The 16,819-nt window shown below is 51.9% G+C and carries 13 protein-coding genes; 6 read left to right on the forward strand and 7 right to left on the reverse strand.

Going from position 1 to position 16,819, the window contains the following annotated elements; all coding sequences use genetic code 11:
• Positions 1–30: 30 nt before the first annotated feature.
• Both T344_RS28110 and T344_RS0112120 read right to left on the reverse strand, forming a co-directional pair.
• Positions 31–7,662 (reverse strand): S-layer homology domain-containing protein, encoded by a 7,632-nt coding sequence (locus tag T344_RS28110; protein ID WP_034861266.1) that lies wholly within the window; start codon positions 7,660–7,662, stop codon positions 31–33.
• A 52-nt stretch (positions 7,663–7,714) separates the two neighbouring features.
• Positions 7,715–8,221, reverse strand: coding sequence for a phage tail protein (locus tag T344_RS0112120; RefSeq protein WP_242842070.1), 507 nt, complete (start codon positions 8,219–8,221; stop codon positions 7,715–7,717).
• 275 nt (positions 8,222–8,496) lie between these two features.
• Here T344_RS0112120 and T344_RS31735 point away from each other — a divergent pair, with 275 nt between their 5' ends.
• On the forward strand, positions 8,497–9,117 hold the full coding sequence (locus T344_RS31735; protein WP_027628944.1) for a TetR/AcrR family transcriptional regulator: 621 nt from the start codon (positions 8,497–8,499) through the stop codon (positions 9,115–9,117).
• Between the two features lie 45 nt (positions 9,118–9,162).
• Here T344_RS31735 and T344_RS31245 read toward each other — a convergent pair whose 3' ends face one another.
• On the reverse strand, positions 9,163–9,324 hold the full coding sequence (locus tag T344_RS31245; protein ID WP_169738702.1) for a hypothetical protein: 162 nt from the start codon (positions 9,322–9,324) through the stop codon (positions 9,163–9,165).
• A gap of 114 nt (positions 9,325–9,438) precedes the next feature.
• Positions 9,439–10,509, reverse strand: coding sequence for a DUF6076 domain-containing protein (locus T344_RS31540; RefSeq protein WP_242842071.1), 1,071 nt, complete (start codon positions 10,507–10,509; stop codon positions 9,439–9,441).
• Between the two features lie 139 nt (positions 10,510–10,648).
• Between T344_RS31540 and T344_RS0112140 the strand changes: the two genes are divergently transcribed.
• From T344_RS0112140 to T344_RS28120, 5 genes are all read left to right on the forward strand, one after another.
• Positions 10,649–11,740 carry an AAA family ATPase gene (locus tag T344_RS0112140; RefSeq protein ID WP_278246155.1) on the forward strand — a complete coding sequence of 364 codons (1,092 nt, stop codon included), beginning with the start codon at positions 10,649–10,651 and terminating at the stop codon, positions 11,738–11,740.
• Positions 11,741–11,945: 205 nt separating this feature from the next.
• A complete protein-coding gene (locus T344_RS0112145) occupies positions 11,946–12,248 on the forward strand; it encodes a plasmid mobilization protein (RefSeq protein WP_027628947.1) in 303 nt (100 codons plus the stop codon).
• Positions 12,248–13,267 carry a relaxase/mobilization nuclease domain-containing protein gene (locus T344_RS28115; RefSeq protein ID WP_051571798.1) on the forward strand — a complete coding sequence of 340 codons (1,020 nt, stop codon included), beginning with the start codon at positions 12,248–12,250 and terminating at the stop codon, positions 13,265–13,267. Before T344_RS0112145 ends, T344_RS28115 begins: the two co-directional genes overlap by 1 nt.
• 25 nt (positions 13,268–13,292) lie before the next feature.
• A complete protein-coding gene (locus T344_RS0112155) occupies positions 13,293–13,586 on the forward strand; it encodes a hypothetical protein (protein WP_027628948.1) in 294 nt (97 codons plus the stop codon).
• Positions 13,587–13,662: 76 nt separating this feature from the next.
• Positions 13,663–15,339 carry a recombinase family protein gene (locus tag T344_RS28120; protein ID WP_051571800.1) on the forward strand — a complete coding sequence of 559 codons (1,677 nt, stop codon included), beginning with the start codon at positions 13,663–13,665 and terminating at the stop codon, positions 15,337–15,339.
• 154 nt (positions 15,340–15,493) lie between these two features.
• On the opposite strand, the gene rpsR is transcribed toward T344_RS28120, so the two are convergent.
• From rpsR to rpsF, 3 genes are all read right to left on the reverse strand, one after another.
• Entirely contained in the window at positions 15,494–15,787 is a 294-nt protein-coding gene (gene rpsR / locus T344_RS0112165; protein ID WP_004625148.1) for a 30S ribosomal protein S18, read from the reverse strand.
• Between the two features lie 93 nt (positions 15,788–15,880).
• The gene (locus T344_RS0112170; protein ID WP_004625203.1) at positions 15,881–16,312 is read right to left on the reverse strand and encodes a single-stranded DNA-binding protein; all 432 of its coding nucleotides are present in this window, start codon (positions 16,310–16,312) and stop codon (positions 15,881–15,883) included.
• 125 nt (positions 16,313–16,437) lie between these two features.
• The gene (gene rpsF, locus T344_RS0112175) at positions 16,438–16,722 is read right to left on the reverse strand and encodes a 30S ribosomal protein S6 (RefSeq protein WP_004625120.1); all 285 of its coding nucleotides are present in this window, start codon (positions 16,720–16,722) and stop codon (positions 16,438–16,440) included.
• Positions 16,723–16,819 lie beyond the last annotated feature (97 nt).

Below are 16,819 nucleotides of genomic sequence, written 5' to 3' on the forward strand. Positions count from 1 at the left end.
TCCACCCTTGCTCTATCTGCTTGGGTTTTATTACTTCGTCTTTCTTACGCCGTTTTTGTCCACCTCATAGCCATCCACTTTCGTGTCTTTGGCAAGGGAGCCATCGGAGTTGAAGTAATACCACTTGCCATCAATCTGGAGCCACTTGCCGGACACCATGAGGCCGTTCTTGGTGAAATAATAGCGTTTGTCGCTGATGTCCAGCCAGCCCACAGCGGCCTTGTTCCCGGAATAGTACCGCCAGTTGCCGCCGTCCTTCACCCAGCCGGTTTTTAGTACACCGGTGGTTTCAAAGAAATACTTCACGCCGTCGATGGTCTGTGTGCCGGTGAGGGCTTTGCCGTCCTTGTAGTACATATACTGTCCATCGTCATCCAGCGCCCAGCCCTGTGCGGTTGCCGGGTCAATGGTCAGTTTGATGTAGCGGTGGAGCATGGCGCTGACTTCGGCGCGGGTGGCATTGGATTTGGGATTAAACTTGTTGTTTGTTTCTCCCATCATAATCCCTGCCTGCTGCATAGCTGTTACCGCTGTTTTATAGGTGCTGCCGATGCTGGAATCGTCCGCATAGGTGCTTGCTTCACGGATTACAGGCAGCTTATAGCCGGTAGCCTTGGCGAAGTTTGCGAAGATGACCGCAATTTCCTCACGGGTGATTGCCCGGTCGGGTGCAAACTGCTGGTTGCCGATGCCCTGCACAATGCCTTTTTTATACGCCCATTCGATGTAGGGGCCGAACGCGCTGTCTGCCTTTACATCAGTGAAGCTGCTCTGGGTGTATGCCTTCACCTCCACGCCTGCCAGTCTGCCGAGGGCTGTCACCAGCATTCCCCGTGTCATGGCAGTGTTCGGCGCGAAGGTTGTTTTTGATGTGCCGGAGAGTAAACCTCTGCCAACCACATAATCAATGGATTCCTTGCTCCAATGGGTGCTGATGTCGGTAAACTTGGCGCTTGGAGCCGTATATCCCACGCCGTATACCGAGAAGTGGGTTGTGGTGAAGATGATACTTCTGCTGTTTGCGTCGTAGGCGGAGCCTGCAATGCGGGTTGCGTTGCCCTTGGCATCCACATACACGGCATATAAACCGCCGATGGCTTCCCCTTTTGCGGGGGTGTAGGGGACGGATATGGTGGCAGTGCCGCCTCCGAAGTTGGAAACGGTTTTGCCGGAGCCGTAGCCCACCGTGAGGTCATACACCGGTCTTGTTCCGATTATGGCTTTGGCCGCTGTGGAAAGCTTCGCCTGCGGCGCAATGGAGACGTTGATGACTCCATTGCTCTGTTTCTGGATTTCCTGCAAAGCTTTCAGATCAAAGGTCACCTTCACAGGAGAGCCGTTGATGGTCAGGCTGGTCACGCCTGCGCTCACAAGGCTGTTCAGGGCGCTTTGGGACAGCGTGGTGGTCAAGGAGGTCGCACCCTGTGGCATTGTGACATTCAACTCCACAGAAATGCCGTTTGAGGCATTGCCCTGTGCTTTTGCATCGGCTTGTGCCTTGGAAATGGCGTCGGTGATGGCTTTGTCAGGGATGGACGCGCTGGCGGTACCGTTTGTACCCGCCACAGCGGTCACGGGAGCCGTTCCTGCCGTCGGCTGATTGGGCTTTGTTTGGGGTGTGGCAGGGGGTGTGAATCCACCGCCGGAGGGTGAACCGCCTCCGGAACTGTTTTGACGATAGTTTGCGGTAACGGTTACTGCTTTTGCGGGCATCGTGAAGGTTGTTGTCTTTGCGGCTGTATCCGCAAAGGTTACATCCGCACCGCTCCAGCCTGTGAACGTATAGCCGCTTCTGTCATTTGCCGTAATCGTAACGGTTGCCCCCTCGGCATAGCTTCCGCCGCCTGTACCGTTTGTTACCGTGGCAGTGAATAGCCGATCCGCCACAGTTAAGGTGCCCTTTATGTAGGTAATGTCATAGCTTGCGGCGTTTGTTACCACTCCGCCTGAGATGGTAATCTCAAAGGTACCGACAGCCATGCCATCGGTGGCAGTAGACATGGTTGGCGCGGTTGTCACAGTATCGCCGTTTATCAAGCCTGCGGTTGTATAAGTGAAGATTGGTAACCCGGCACCTTTGGTCATACTCTTGTCATCCGCTTTCAGGGTAAGTGCTTTTTTTGTAACCGATACGGTGTAGCTTGCCTCAGCCTTTGTGTGGGTGCTTGTTTCGGCAGCAGTGGCAGTAATGACGGCACTTCCCGCGCCGACAATGCTTACCTCGCCGGTGGCGGGGTTGACTGTCGCCACGGTGAGGTCATCACTTGCATAGGTGACCAAACCGTTGACGGTTGTTTGTGTTAAGGGGTTTACGAACCTGGCATCCCCGTAGGTCTTGGCGATGGCGGTGCTTGCGTAGGAGATCGCCTGCGGCGTCTTTTCCGTGGAGGTAACCGTTACAGTGATGTCATAATCGTTGTAGTTGGTCGCGCCCCTCACAGGAATTTTAATGTGGCTAACATTCCCTGACACGCTCGGATGCGCAACATACGTTAATGTGACGCCATCAATGCTCGGCGGGTCTGTCACCAAAGAGCCGAATGGAACGGGGACTCCGTAGCTTGCGCCTGCCGGCAGTGCGGGAAGCGTCACGGTCGCGCCTGTCTGCCCGCTTGTCGGTACGCTTACCGACAAGGTTTTTGTACCCGTATAGGCAATTTTATTGACAGTATAGTTGCCGAGGGATAGCCCGATAACTGTGTTGTATTCCGCGTTTCCGGCAATATCCACGGTAACGGCATAGGCGCCCGCATTGGTGGGTGCGGTGGTGCTGCCGTCATATTTGACGGTAATTGCACCCAAATTCTTGCCGGATGCTGCCGTCACGGACAGGGGTTTGGCATTGCCGTCGTAGTTCACGGCGGTCAGGGAATAGGTCAAATCCGATGCGGCGGGTGTGCTCTTTACAAACGCCGCAATGGTCAGCTCCTGATTGTCGCTGGCCAGCACCGTGCCGGTGGCCTTGATCCGAACATGATAGGTTCCGGCTGCAAGACCGGTGACAGTGCTGCCGGAAATGGCGGTATAGCCAGTCGCCGTGCTCAGCTTGTATTCCATCAGGCTTGACACACCTGTGAGGGTGCCGTCATTTCCCACAAAGGTTTCATTCGTTTTGCCAATGCCTGTTGGTGCTGCCGCCTTGGTGATGGCGATGGTCTGAACCGCACCCTCCAAATGTGTGGCGGTTCCCTTAACCCGCACCTTGATGCCGCTTGTCGTGATGCTTGCGGCGGTCAGCTCCATATCCGCAGCGCAGTCCGCCCAGCTTGTGCCGCCGTTTAGACTGTACTCCATCAAAGCGGTTGCGCCCATGAGTCTGTTGGCATTTGCACCGTCGAAGGAGAAGGTGACGGACGGCGCCAAGGGTCCGGATTCTTTTTCAACGGCCGCGGTTGGCGCGGAGGTGACAGAGCCGTCGCAGTTTGCCGCGCTGACGGTTACGGAGATGGTTTTCCCGATGTCCTCCGCTGTCAGCGTGTAGCTGTTGCCGCTCACGCCGCTGATGGTAATGTCATTTCGCAGCCATTCGTAGGTGAGGCTGCCCATATCAGCCCCCGCAGGGGTTGTGGAAAGTGCGCTCACATTTGCAAAGATCGTGCTGCCGTATTTGGCGATCCCTGCGGTGGTCAAGGTGCCCGAAAGCGCCGCCTTGTTGGTTGTCACGGTCAGCGGCGGGCTTGAAAGAGATGCCTCATGGGTCGCCGTTGCCGCCAGCCGCATTGTGAAGGTGTATGCCGTATTGGGGGTAAGCCCGGTAAAGCTATTGCTGCTCTGCCATGTGGTTCCGTTCTTGGAATATTCCATGGCTGCCCAGGAAACCAGCGTGACAGAAACCGGGGTTTTATTGGAGAGTACCGGTGCACTGGGTGCGTCCTGGGGCAGCTTGGCCACCGGAGCGGTGGCGTCTGAGGTAACGGAGCCATCGCAATTGGCCGCCGTCACGGTGACGGTGATGGACTTGCCGATATCATCCACTGTGAGGGTGTAGACTTTGTTGGTGCTTCCGCTGATATTCACATCGTCCCGTTTCCACTGGTAGGAAAGAGCCCCCAGCGCCACATTCGGCGTGGCGGTAAGGCTTGCATCCGCCGTCAGTGTTTCTCCGAATTTCGCTGTGCCGGAAATCGTCACCGTGCCGGACAGCGCCGCCATATCGGTGGTGACCGCCAGCCCGTCGCTGACCAGTGAGGCGGCGTGAGTACCTGTTTCGGGATAGTAAGCATAGAAATTGTAAACCGTGTTGGGCAGCAGTCCTGCGAATACGGGGCTATCCTGCCATGCGCCGCTATCCATGCGGTACTGTGCGCCCGTGATGGTTTTGAGCGTAACACCCGTTGCGCTTTTCTCCTGAAGCTCCGGCTTGCCCGGAGCCGCCTGAAGGTATTTCACCGTGATCGGCTGGCTGGCCGTTTTGCCGTTGGAGGTGGTGATGGTAACGGCGGTGATTCCCCCGGCGAGCACAGCGCCGTTTGCCGGAGTCGCGGTGATGCCCTTTGCGCTGAAATTCGCAAGGGCCACGTCCTCCGGGTCACCGACGCTTTTGGTCAGCGTCACCACAAGACCGGTGAGGTCGAGGACTTCACCTGCTTTATAGCTCGTTTTGGTTGGTGGTGTCTTGATCGTCACTGAGGTCACCGGCGAGGGATTGACCGTCAGGGTAAAGCTGAGCGTGCCTTTTTTCCCGGAGGGATGGGCGGCTTCCAGCGTGACGGGATAGCTGCCCGGTGCAAGGCCCGCGGCAATGTCCAGCCGCTTTTCTGCATCGTTCCATGTGATCTTGGCATCGCCCGATTTTTGGGTTACAGTGGTCGGATGGGTGCCCGTTATAGCATATGTTCCGGTTGAAGTAGCGGAGTACCCTTCCTCCACCGCCATAGTGGTCGGCCCGGTAATCGTCGGTGTTGCCGCTTCCGCAAGAACCGTTACCTTTACCTTGTCAGAATAGGCCCAAATCCTTCCCCCGTCGATGCTGGCTTTGCAGTAATAGTAATAGTCCCCTGTGGTCAGCGTTGTCGGTAATGCATATCCGGGGTTTGTCGCACCGCTAATCTGATCGACGCTTGGCACCGCATAGACGTCAATAGTTCTGACATACCATTGATAGCTGACGGACGCACTCGGTTCTGCGGTGGCCGCTGCAGAAAGGGCGGCGCTGACAAATCCCTGCACCACGGTTATTCCCGATGGCTGAGTAGAAAAGACGATGCCATTTTTGAGAACAGGCTGGTACGCAGCCCTATTTCCGGATTCATCCTGAACCACGATATTGAAATAGTAAGTTGTATCCACTTCTGGGTTTGAGAGATTATGAGTGGCAATGTCCGCAGTGCCGCCCGAATTCAGCAAGATTCCGTTGTTCTCGCATTCCGATGCCGTCCCGATATTGTTGGACGTGGAGCGATAAACAAAATATTTCAGCTTGTTTTGTGCCGAAAGATTATCTGTGGCTTTCGTCCATGTGAGCTTGACGATTGGAGTGGCGGAAGCTGCTGATTCAAGCTGAATTGCCCCTGCGCCCCCCGGCGTTGGCGCTGTCTTATCAGCTACAGCGGACACATTCACCCTTGCCGCGTTGGAGCGGACGGAGGTTGATCCCGCGCTTACCTCGCAGAAATAGTAGTAAGTTCCCGCCGTTAATGCGGTGGGAATCGCAAAGCTCTCACCGTTTGCGCCCGATACCGCTGTGCCGCCAGTATTGGAGTCTGTGGTGTTTTGATACCATTGATAGCTGAGCGGCCCAGCTGGGGTTACACTTGCAGCTACCGACAATGAGCCGGAAATGCTGCCCACAAGGACATTGGTAATCGACTCCGGTTGCTGCGTGATTTCGATGATGGATGCGGGCGGTGCCGCACCGAAAATTTTCAGCGAGGGCAGGCTTCCGTTCGCGATATCCCATACATCGGTATCCCAATTTAAGCCGGAGCTTCCCCATGTGGCGGCCGCGAGCCAATCGGCAGCATTTTTAGGTACGCCGTTTACATCATCAGCCGCACCGCCTGAAACAACAGAGCCATTTACCAATATATTGGAAGAAGCATAGTTGTTGCTTATGACTGGAGCGGGTGTAACTGTGGTGATGTTACGTCCAATCACTCTGCCCGCTTGGTTAGCAGTAACCGAGCTGTTCATGGCGGCACAGCCAGTGGTTCGAGAATTTTTACTTGCCACTCCCACAATGCCACCTGCACCTTTTGCAATCGCGTCTGTGCCTGCGGTCATCGTTCCTGTAGTATAACAATTTTCGATTACGCCGAATGAAGTTCCGGCAATTCCACCGGCTTTTTGGTCACAGGATACAGTCGCCGTGCTAATGCAATTGCGAACGGTACTTGTGGCACCACTGCTGTTAAAGCTCCCTACAATTCCGCCGGCACCCCCTGAACCATTAGGTAACGCAATGATGCCGCTGACAATACAGCTTTCGATTGTGGCATTATTTGAAATCGATCCGGCAATCCCGCCTGTAGCAGATGCATTTGATGAGATATTGATATTCACGTTATCAAGCTTGAGGTTTTGTACAGATCCGCCATCCACTGTGCCAAATAAGCCGATGTAATCTGAGCAGTATGAGATGCTCAACCCAGTAATGGTACTTCCATCGCCATTAAAAGTTCCCTTAAAGGGATAAGAGGATGTTCCTATAGGTATCCAGCCGTCACCACTTTGATAAGCAGACAGATCAACATCATTAGTCAAAGTAATTGTTTTCCCTGCAAAACCCTCCGCTACAGTTGCATTTGATAAAAGCAGCGACACTCCTGCAAGCTGGTCAGCAGTGTTGATCGTGTATGATGCAGCTCCCGGAGTATACCAGCTTGTGTTCGGCGTTCCCGCCGACAAAGTCCCCCGCGCCAGCATAAGCGTTTCTACCGGCAGCGTCTGTACCTCGGAAAGCAAGCCTTCCGCATTCTCCGCCACCAGATAGGCGGTATACTGCTTCTCCGTGCTCAACTCGGCAATGAGGGAAACAGCGATTGCCGAACCGGAGGTAACTGTGCCGCTTGCCTTTGCCACCCCTGCGCTCTGCGCTTTCAAGGCTGCCGCATCGGGGGCGGCTGTCTCCGTCTCATCAACCATGCAGTAGTAAGACCCATCCTGATCGGCCTCAAAGGTCAGGTCCGCGCCCTCCGCCGTAAGCTGTGCCGTAAGAAAAGAAACGGTTGGCGCGACTTGGACGCTCCTGGTCGTAAAGCCTGCTGATGCAATGGAGGAAACCGATTCACCCCCGGCTGTGCGGTCAGGGCTTTCCGCATCTGAGTCCGTGGCAACAGAATCCCCCGGCAGAGCGTTTTCCGTTACCACAATTCCGTATGCCATATAGGCTGTGCCGCTCAAAAGATCTTTCGCATCCACTGTGACCGGCGTAGCTGCGGATATTGCTGCCGATTCGGCATTTTTTATGGCTTCCGCATCCGGCTCGTTCTTTGATGCTTCCTGTATCAGATAGTAGACCGTGCCGTCCTGATCTGCGGTAAGTTCCAGAGCGGCGCCGTTGTCCGTGACGCCGCTTATCTCAATGGTCAGAGCAGGCTTTGATGTACCACTGTCCTGTATTTTGGATTCCCCTTCCGCCGCAAAAGCAGCGGAGGGGAGCAGCCCAAACGATAATGCAAATGTCAGGACAAGGGATATGGTTTTATTAAATACTTGTTTCATCGCTTTGATCCCTCCTGTCATCTTCCTGCTCTGCAAGAAGAAGTGTTTGTACCTATGGGCGAGGCGGATAAAGCCCATTAAGGCAAATGATGTAGTTCAGCGCCAGATACGGCTGGACATTTGGGTGCGCAGCATTTTGTCCTGCTATACCTGTTGGTGCTATAGAAGAATTTGCTGCAGCGGTCGTGTAAAGCTTGCAGACTTCCCCCGTATCCTCAGTCACTGCTTGCGATAAAACGGCGGTTGCACTGGGGGTACTTATCCCTGCCGGATTCGTGTTGGCAGGAATAGAGTGGTTGTGAGCCGGCAACTGGTTTGCGGAAAGTGCTACCGTTTCTACACCTCCGGCTTGACCCAACTGATAGTTGGAGGTTCCGGCACCCTGACCAACTCCAATAATGACTCTTCCTGCAAGGTTGGGGAGCGCAAATGTCGTTGTGCCGTTACCGCCGTAGGTGGTTCCGAGAAGTGAGAAAAGCGCCTGATGCTGTGAGATGTTTAGCGTTTGTCCCTGGCAAAGTGCCCATCCTTCCGGTGCCCATGCTATTGGCCATGCCATGATTGTTCCGATAAATGCTTCCATTGTTCATCTCTCCTTATAAAATAAAATTTTGATCCTCTTGCCAACCACCATTCTCCCGAATGATCCGATGATGTTTAGTTGGTTGTGTTACGCGTCAGTTCGTGTTAGAATAGTTATAATGACCGAGGTTAGTATCTGCTTATATTATACTGCGAACGGTTTGAAAATGCAATAAAAAGGAGCTCATGATTAGCTGCAACTTTTCCATGAACTTCCTTGATAATGCGTGAAAATATAATGAGGAGAAACCCATGATAGAGAAAAAGCCCAACCTCAAAAAACTGCAGGGTCTGCAAACTAAGAAAAACCTGTACGAAAGCGCCCGAAAGCTACTTACAACGAGAGAAATTTCCGATGTCAGCGTGGAGGATATCACTCGTAGTGCCGGGGTGAGCAAGGGGACATTTTTTGTGCATTATCCGTCCAAGGATGCGCTGATCGTCGCACTTCTCGCTGATGAGACAGCTAGAGTAGATTTGGACTATAAAGGCTTTCTGGAGTCCTTATCTGCGGATATGTCCGCTTCCGGCATTATGTTAGCTTTTACCGAAAAAATCGCTACTGTGATTACAGATACCATCGGTTATGATACGATGAAAGTGGTCTATCAGATACAACTTACAAAAACCGTCCCGATGGAAACGGTTATGGGCTATAGCCGCAAACTGTACGCGATGTTCAGTGAATTGTTGGAACAGGGTATCCGGCAAGGCGAGTTCCAAACTGCACTGCCGCTGGATACCCTGTCCAGACATTTTGTAATGGCGATTCGGGGAATCTGCTACGAGTGGTGCATCCGCTATCCTGACTTTGATTTAAAGGAGCAGGCGGTGGCGCATATGAAGCTATTGCTGAAGGGGATTATGTCGTAGAGAGAGAAAACGCGGTAGGGATATTCCTACCGCGCCTCTGTGTTGCTATTCATCATCCTCCGGCTTTTTCGGTTCCAACACCCGAATATCTGGCTCCGGCGAAGCCATATACATCTCCTCGGTGTCCTGCTGTGCCTTTTGCAAAATGGCGATGGCATCAGTCGCTGAGTTAAACAATCGCCTATACATTGCAGCATAGTCAGCCAAAATAATTCCCTCCCCTCACAAGTTTGCTTGATGTTAGCGTCCTTCGGAAAGGATTGCAAGAGGGTGAAATCACATTGTTTCAAATTGTTTTCAGCCGAGCTTTATGCAGTTATGCTAATCTATCTTTATCCGCTCCAGCAACTCCTCGCCGCTGATTTCACCGGCCTTGTATTCCCTGCGGGCTTTGGCGGCAATCTCAGCCCACGCCTTGAATTGTTCCTCGGTCAGTTTGTTGGTCTGGCGGCCGCTGTCCAAGGCATCCATGCGGTAATACCGGGAGTACATACGGTTGTAAATCGTCTGGAATTCCTGCAGGCAGGGTTGATCCTCGATATCTTTATTGAACTTCTGTTTTGCTCCAATCTGCTTGCAGGTGCGCTTACCCTTGTAAATTCTATCGCAGTAATCCCGCTTACGCTTGTCCGCAAGAACGAAGTACCGGTCGCACAAGGCGCAGCGCTTGATGCGGATACCCCGTTTGATCATCTCCATAAACTCAAGGTAAAGCATTTCCTCCAGGCTCTGAATGGCGAAATACTGCCACATGCTGACGGCATGCCCGCTGTCCCGATGAATATTTTGAAGGACTTTTTTTGTGTCGGCCGCCGCGGGATCATCAAACCGGATCAGCTTGCTTGTGTCGAACTTCCCGTTTGCAATCGGCGCAATCCCATACATGGAACGCAAAATGTGCTGGGCAAAATTCGGCTGCAGATTGCAGTACATCACATACCGTTCGGAAAGCGTCTGCTTTGTCAGCACCTGTGTGCTCAGGCAGAACTCCAGTGCCTCATTGTATCCCTTCTGCAAGTCAAAATAGTAATGAAAAACGAAAAGCAAGTAATCAATCTGTTCTTCCTTGGATTTTTCGGACGCCCGGAGTGTCCGTACCACTTCACTGTTTATGAAAAAGTGCGCATAGCTGTGCTTCTCTTTCAGCAAGTCAACCGCTTCATAAAATCCCGCCTGAATATCTTTAAAGTGGGCATTGGAAATCACCATGGTTTCCAGTGCCTGTATTTTATTCTGCACCTCGGAAAAATCAAGCTCGCAGAAATCCACAATGCCGGTTCCGATATCGCCAATCTGTTGAAAGGTGGAATGCTCGGCGTCGTGCAGGAAAAACACGTTGAGCTTATTTGTGCTGTCGGTAAAAACCCTGGCAAAAGGATAGGTAATCTCCATGTCACACCTCTAAGCAAAGAATGGATTTATAAAAAATAAAATTCTTTCCATTCACGATATAAGGATACCACAATCTTTTCTACAATGAAAGCAGCAAAAAGAAAAGAGGTGATATGGCATGAAAAATAAGTTAGAAACCATGGATGCGGAAACCCTGATGACCACACCCATGGATCCGCTCAGGTTTATTGTAGGCGGACTCATCCCGCAGGGTCTGCATATCCTTGCAGGCGCTCCGAAAATCGGAAAGAGCTGGCTGGCTCTCTGGATTTGTCTCCAAGCGGCAAAGGGAGAACCGGTGTGGGGCTTTGAAACCCGAAAATGCGAGGTACTCTATCTCTGCTTGGAGGACAGCTTTGCCAGAATCCAAAGCAGGCTGTTTGAAATTACCGATGAGGCCCCGGCCAATTTACACTTTGCAATTATGAGCGATGCCATCGGAAATGGTCTTGAGGTTCAGATTGAAAATTTTCTGAAGGAGCATACCGGCACGGGACTCATCGTCATCGACACTCTGCAAAAGGTTCGCAAAACAGTTTCCTCAAATGCCAATCCCTATGCTACTGACTACGACGACATCAATGCCCTCAAGCAGATTGCGGATAAGCATAAGCTTGCCATGGTTCTGGTTCATCACCTGAGAAAAAGTGCTGACAGCGATCCGCTGAATATGATCTCCGGCACCACAGGAATCGCGGGAGGCGCAGACAGCAGCTTTATCTTGCAGAAGGACAAGCGGACCGAAAACACCGCAGCCCTTCTCTGCACCGGCAGGGATATCGAAAGCCGGGAATTGTTTTTGGGGTTCAACAAAGATACTTTCCTCTGGGAACTGCTTCAACCGATTGAAACGGCAGAGCAAAAAGTGGACGAGGTGATTTTTCTTCTCTCTGACTTTATGAAATCGGTGGTTGTGTTCACCGGTACCGCTACCGAGCTTGCGGAGCGGCTCAAGCTGTTTGGCGCAGCGGAATATCTCCCGGCGGTGCTGAAGAAGAAAATTATGAAGCATATGGATTTTCTGCAAAAGAACAAAATTGCCTATTCCGATCAGCGCAGCTTTGAACGGCGGGAGTTTACCCTCCGTTATGACGGCAATGACGGCATGACGGCAGAACACGCCCCCACAGATTTGCCGTCTTTGCCGTCACAGCCGTCAGCGGAGGAAATATTGCCCCACGTTGCCCCCTGTCCGCCCCTGTGCGAGCCTTTGCGGAGCGGGGCGGGATAACTGCACCAATGCGGAGAAATCCGGCGATTTGGGCGGGTGTGGGGAGCGGTTTCAAATTTATCTGACGGGCTGGATGAAATGAAGGGACTGCGGTACGAAAACCCTCCCGTTGGGAGGGGCAAGCATAGCGTTCGGCTGTACGCCGACCGCATAAGAAGCGGGGCGCTGCCCCACACCCCGTGAGACGAAGGGAGCGAATAAGCATATGAAAAGTGAACGATTCAACATCCGGATGACGGCGCAGGAAAAGGCTGCGATCATGAATAGGGCAAAACGGGCAGGACGGACAACCTCGGAATTTATGATCGATACGGCGCTGAACCGGAGGATCATTGTAATCGACAGCCTGCCGGAAATGGTGCGGGAGCTGAAAGCCCTCGGCAGAAACCTCAACCGGCTGACTATTCTCTGCAACATGGGAAAGGTGCAGGCTGTCAAGCTGGACGAGTTTGAGGAAACTCTTGCGAACGTCCACAGCCAGCTTCGCAAGCTGACGGAGGTGCTGTGATGGCTACCTTTACCCCAATCAAGAATCAGAAACAGACCAAAGGGGCGCTGCTGGGGACCATGCTCTATGCCGTCAATGCGAAGAAAACCACCTATGAAGGGCAAAGCTTGGTATCCGGTTTTAACTGCAGCGCCTACACCGCTTATCTCGAAATGATGACCACCAAGCAGCAATACCGGAAAACGGATAAGCAGCAATTCTTCCAGTTCGTCCAGTCCTTCCCCGAGGACACCGGCCTGACGCCCCAGGAGGTTCACCAAATCGGCATGGAGCTTGCCGCCCGTCAGTTCCCCGACTACGAGGTTTTGGTGGCCACCCACTGCGACACAGACAATCTCCACAACCACCTTCTGGTCAACTCGGTCAGCTTTAAAACCGGCAAAAAGCTGCACCAGAATCACGATGACCTGGTACAGCACCGCCGGGTCAACGATGAAATCTGCATGGCCCACGGCCAGCCCGTGCTGGAGAGTTATCATAAAGGTCAGAAGAAAAAGCGGGCGCTGGCCGGAGAATACCGTGCCGCTGAGCGGGGCGAGAGCTGGAAGTTTACCCTCATCAGAGCCATCGAGGACGCCCTGCTGTACAGCCCCGACCGGGAGAGCTTCATTCAGAACATGGAGTATGAGGGCTACAAGGTGCAGTGGAGCGACACCCGGAAATACATTACCTACATCTGCCCGAACGGCATGAAATGCCGGGACAACAAGCTCCACGATGACACCTACCTCAAGGGAAATCTGGAGAAACTGTTTGCCTATCGCGCCGAGCATGGCTTTACTCCGCTGACCCCGGAGCCGCCCGAAGGCTGGCTGGGGCAAGTGGAAAAGGCTGATCCCCTTGCTGAAGATTTGATTTCCCTCGGCAAAAATGTAGAGAAGATGGGTGATGTACCGTCTCCGCTTACGCCGCATTCATGGACGGACAGCAAGCAGAAGCAGCGGGAGGCCCGCAAAAAGCTGGCCCAGGGACACAAGCTCCAAAGCGAGCAGGAACAGGAAATGGATCTGACGATGTAGTCCCCTGCGGGGAGAAAGGAAAACCATGGACAGAGAACAAAAAATTGGACAGCATTATCTGCAGACCGGCATACTCGGCGCCTATGAAACCGCCGAGGTTGTACACGAAGAAACAGAAAACGGAAAGACCGCACCCTGCTTTGAGGACGCACTGGTATGCTTCGATACCGACCAAACCACCGCTCAGAGAAGCATGGTTATTGAGGGCCGCCGCTTTCGGATTTGCTCCGTATTCCCGCCGCAGGCTGACAGTACCCCTACCGACAGGCTGTTGAAAGTCATCGATGCTGAGCTGAAAAAGGAAGCACACACCGCTTGAATTCAGTAGACTTGCGGAAACGGTTGCGGTATGATGTGTAATACCGTACCGGTTTGCCGCAAGAAAGGAGATTTTGATGATGGCAAACCAAGAAAAATATACGATTTTATACGGCAGACTCAGTCAGGAGGATGACTTAAAGGGAGACTCCAACAGCATTCAGAACCAGCGGCTGCTCCTTGAAAAATACGCAAAGGAAAACGGCTTCGCCAATGTGAAATTCCTGTATGACGATGGGTACTCGGGAACCAACTTCAACCGGCCCTCATGGAACGAACTGCTGGGGCTGATTGAACAGGATCAGGTGGAAACCCTGATCGTAAAGGACTTATCAAGGCTTGGCAGAGAATATTTACAGGTGGGGTATTACACGGAAATCTTCTTTCCCCAGAAGGGCATCCGCTTTATCGCGGTCAATGATGGCGTGGATTCCCTGTACGAGAGCAGCAATGACTTCACTCCTATGAGGAATTGGTTCAACGAGCTCCATGCGAAGGACTCCAGCAAGAAGGTTCGTGCGGTCAAGCGGATGCAGGCGGAGCGGGGGGAAATCCTCGGCGGCAGACCGCCCTACGGTTACCGCAGGGATGAAAGCGTCCGCAAGGGCATCGTTCCTGATGAAGAAACCGCACCCATTGTACAGCGCATATTCAGCCTGTGCGTGGGAGGGAAAGGCCCCAACCAGATCGCCCGGATTCTCACGCAGGAGCAGGTGCTCAATCCCACTAATTACTACTACCGCATGACAGGAAAGGAACACAAGAGTCTGGATACTTCAAGCCCCTACCGCTGGACTTCCAGTTCGGTAACAGGCATCTTGGATAATAGAACCTATCTCGGACACATGCCGGGATTGAGGACAACCACCCTGTCCTACAAGAACAAGAAAGCCGTTTACCACGATGAGTCCGAGCAGATTCTGGTAAAGGACACCCATGAAGCGCTGATCACGCAGGAGCAGTGGGATATGGTACAGGAGCTTCGCCAGCGGAAAAAGCGTGTTCCCAAGCAGATGGAGGAACCGAATTTATTCTCCGGATTGGTGTTCTGCACCGACTGCGGAAAGCCCCTCGTCCTGCATCGGGCACACACGATGGATGCGGTCAAAAACAACTTCATGTGCTACACCTACAAGAAAAGAGGCAAGGAGGTCTGCTCCTCCCACTACATCAGAGAGTGCGATCTGGTTCAGATTATCCTTGACGATCTGCGCAGGGTGACCCATTTCGCAAGGCAAAAAGAAGCCCTCTTCGCGGAGTACATCAACCGCAAAAACTCGGTGGAGCTTCGCAAGGAGATGAACAGTCTGCAACGGGAGCTGGATGCGGCAAAGCGCAGAGATTCAGAACTCACATCGCTGTTTAAACGCCTTTATGAAGATAATGTGCTGGGCCGGGTAACCAATGAGCAGTTTCGTATGCTGTCCGCTGATTACAATGACGAGCAGAAGGTACTCCGGGATGCAATCCCTGCCAAGGAAACACGGCTGCAGAAGCTGATGGACTCCGCCTCCAATGTGGATGCTTTTATTGAAAAAGCGAAGCGGTACACGGAAATCCGCGAACTAACTCCCGAAATTCTGAGGCTCTTCATCGCAAGGATTGAGGTGGGCGAAAAGAGTACCAGATACTCCCGCACCGCTGAACAGGCAATCCGCATCGTCTACCGGGACGTGGGCATCATGGACAGCGTGGAGCAGGTTGCCGAAGAAAAGGCAGAGGATACACAGACACAGCAGGAAAATATCGCTTAAACAGCACAAGGCGGACAGCTTGCGCCGTTCGCCTTGTACATAACAACCCCGGTTCACAATCTGTCCCTTTGAACGAGAACAGAAATGATCCGGCGGGTTTTCTATTGATAATTATATTTTCTCTGTTAAGCCGTTGTTCCGGCCTTTATAATTCTTACTCCGCAGTGTACGGAAGCAAAGCAATATGTCTTGCTCTCTTCACGGCAACTGTCAGCTGACGCTGGTGCTTGGCACAGTTTCCTGATATTCTTCTGGGAAGAATCTTACCTCTTTCAGAAACATACTTTCTGATCTTGGCAACATCTTTGTAATCTATATCAGTAGCCTTATCAACACAGAATGAGCAAACTTTTTTCTTTGCTCTTCTCATTCTCATGCCGCCCTTACCTTCGCCCTTATCATAAGAATCTCTATCGTTTCTTCTGTTATCTCTCTTTGGTCCTGGCATTTGAAAATCCTCCTTTCATGTACCGCCGTACGGTACTGATTATCATTTATAATTCGTTCAATTGATTCACTGTTTATGGATCCTGCCTTCCATTTAGAACGGAAGTTCATCATCCTCATCCATTGGATAGAAGCCATCCCCCGATGACGCAGGATTTTCGGAATAGGTTCTGGGTGCCGGAGCACCCGCTCCGCCTTCTCCGCTCCTCTTGCTGTCGGCAAAGTAGGTTTCGTCGGCTACTACTTCAGTAACATAATGACGTTTACCTTCGTTGTCATCCCAGGTTCTGGTCTGAAGCCTTCCAACGATGGCTACCTGCATTCCCTTTGTAAAATACTTCCCACAAAATTCAGCAGTTTTGTTCCATGCTACAATATTTATGAAATCAGCCTGGGGCTGACCTTCCTTTGCAGTAACACGTCTGTTTACAGCAATGGAAAAACTTGCGACAGCAGTATTGTTTCCACTGGTGTATCTCAGATCAGGATCTTTAGTAAGTCTACCCATCAATACAACTTTGTTCATACTAACCTTCCCTTTACTCGCGGCGTGCTAAAGCACGGATCACGCAGTCAATAGTAATAAAAACACTTGTTAACGAAACGTGAAAGATACTTTTAATAAAGCAAGCCTCACCTTACAATCAACAATTAATCCTTAGCTATTACGATATATTTAAGGATTCCTTCAGTGATTTTATACATTCTCTCTAATTCAGCAGGAAAACTTGGCTCTGATGAAAAATTAGCAAGCACGTAATAACCCTCGTTCTTGTCATCAATCTCATATGCCAACTTTCTCTTACCCCACTCATCAATGCTTTCGAGCTGGGCTGAAGTTTCGAGCATAGTCTTAAATTTTTCAACCAGGGCTTTTGTGGATTCCTCTCCAACCTCTGAATTGATAATAAAGATAGTTTCATACTTCTTTAACATTACCGGTCACCTCCCCTCGGACTTTACGGCTCTGTAACAGGAGTACAGAGCAAGGATGTTCATATTTTATTTATGTGAAAAAGTTTTCTCACATACG

Source organism: Ruminiclostridium cellobioparum DSM 1351 = ATCC 15832 (genome assembly GCF_000621505.1).
Classification (GTDB): Bacteria; Bacillota; Clostridia; order Acetivibrionales; family DSM-1351; genus Ruminiclostridium; species Ruminiclostridium cellobioparum.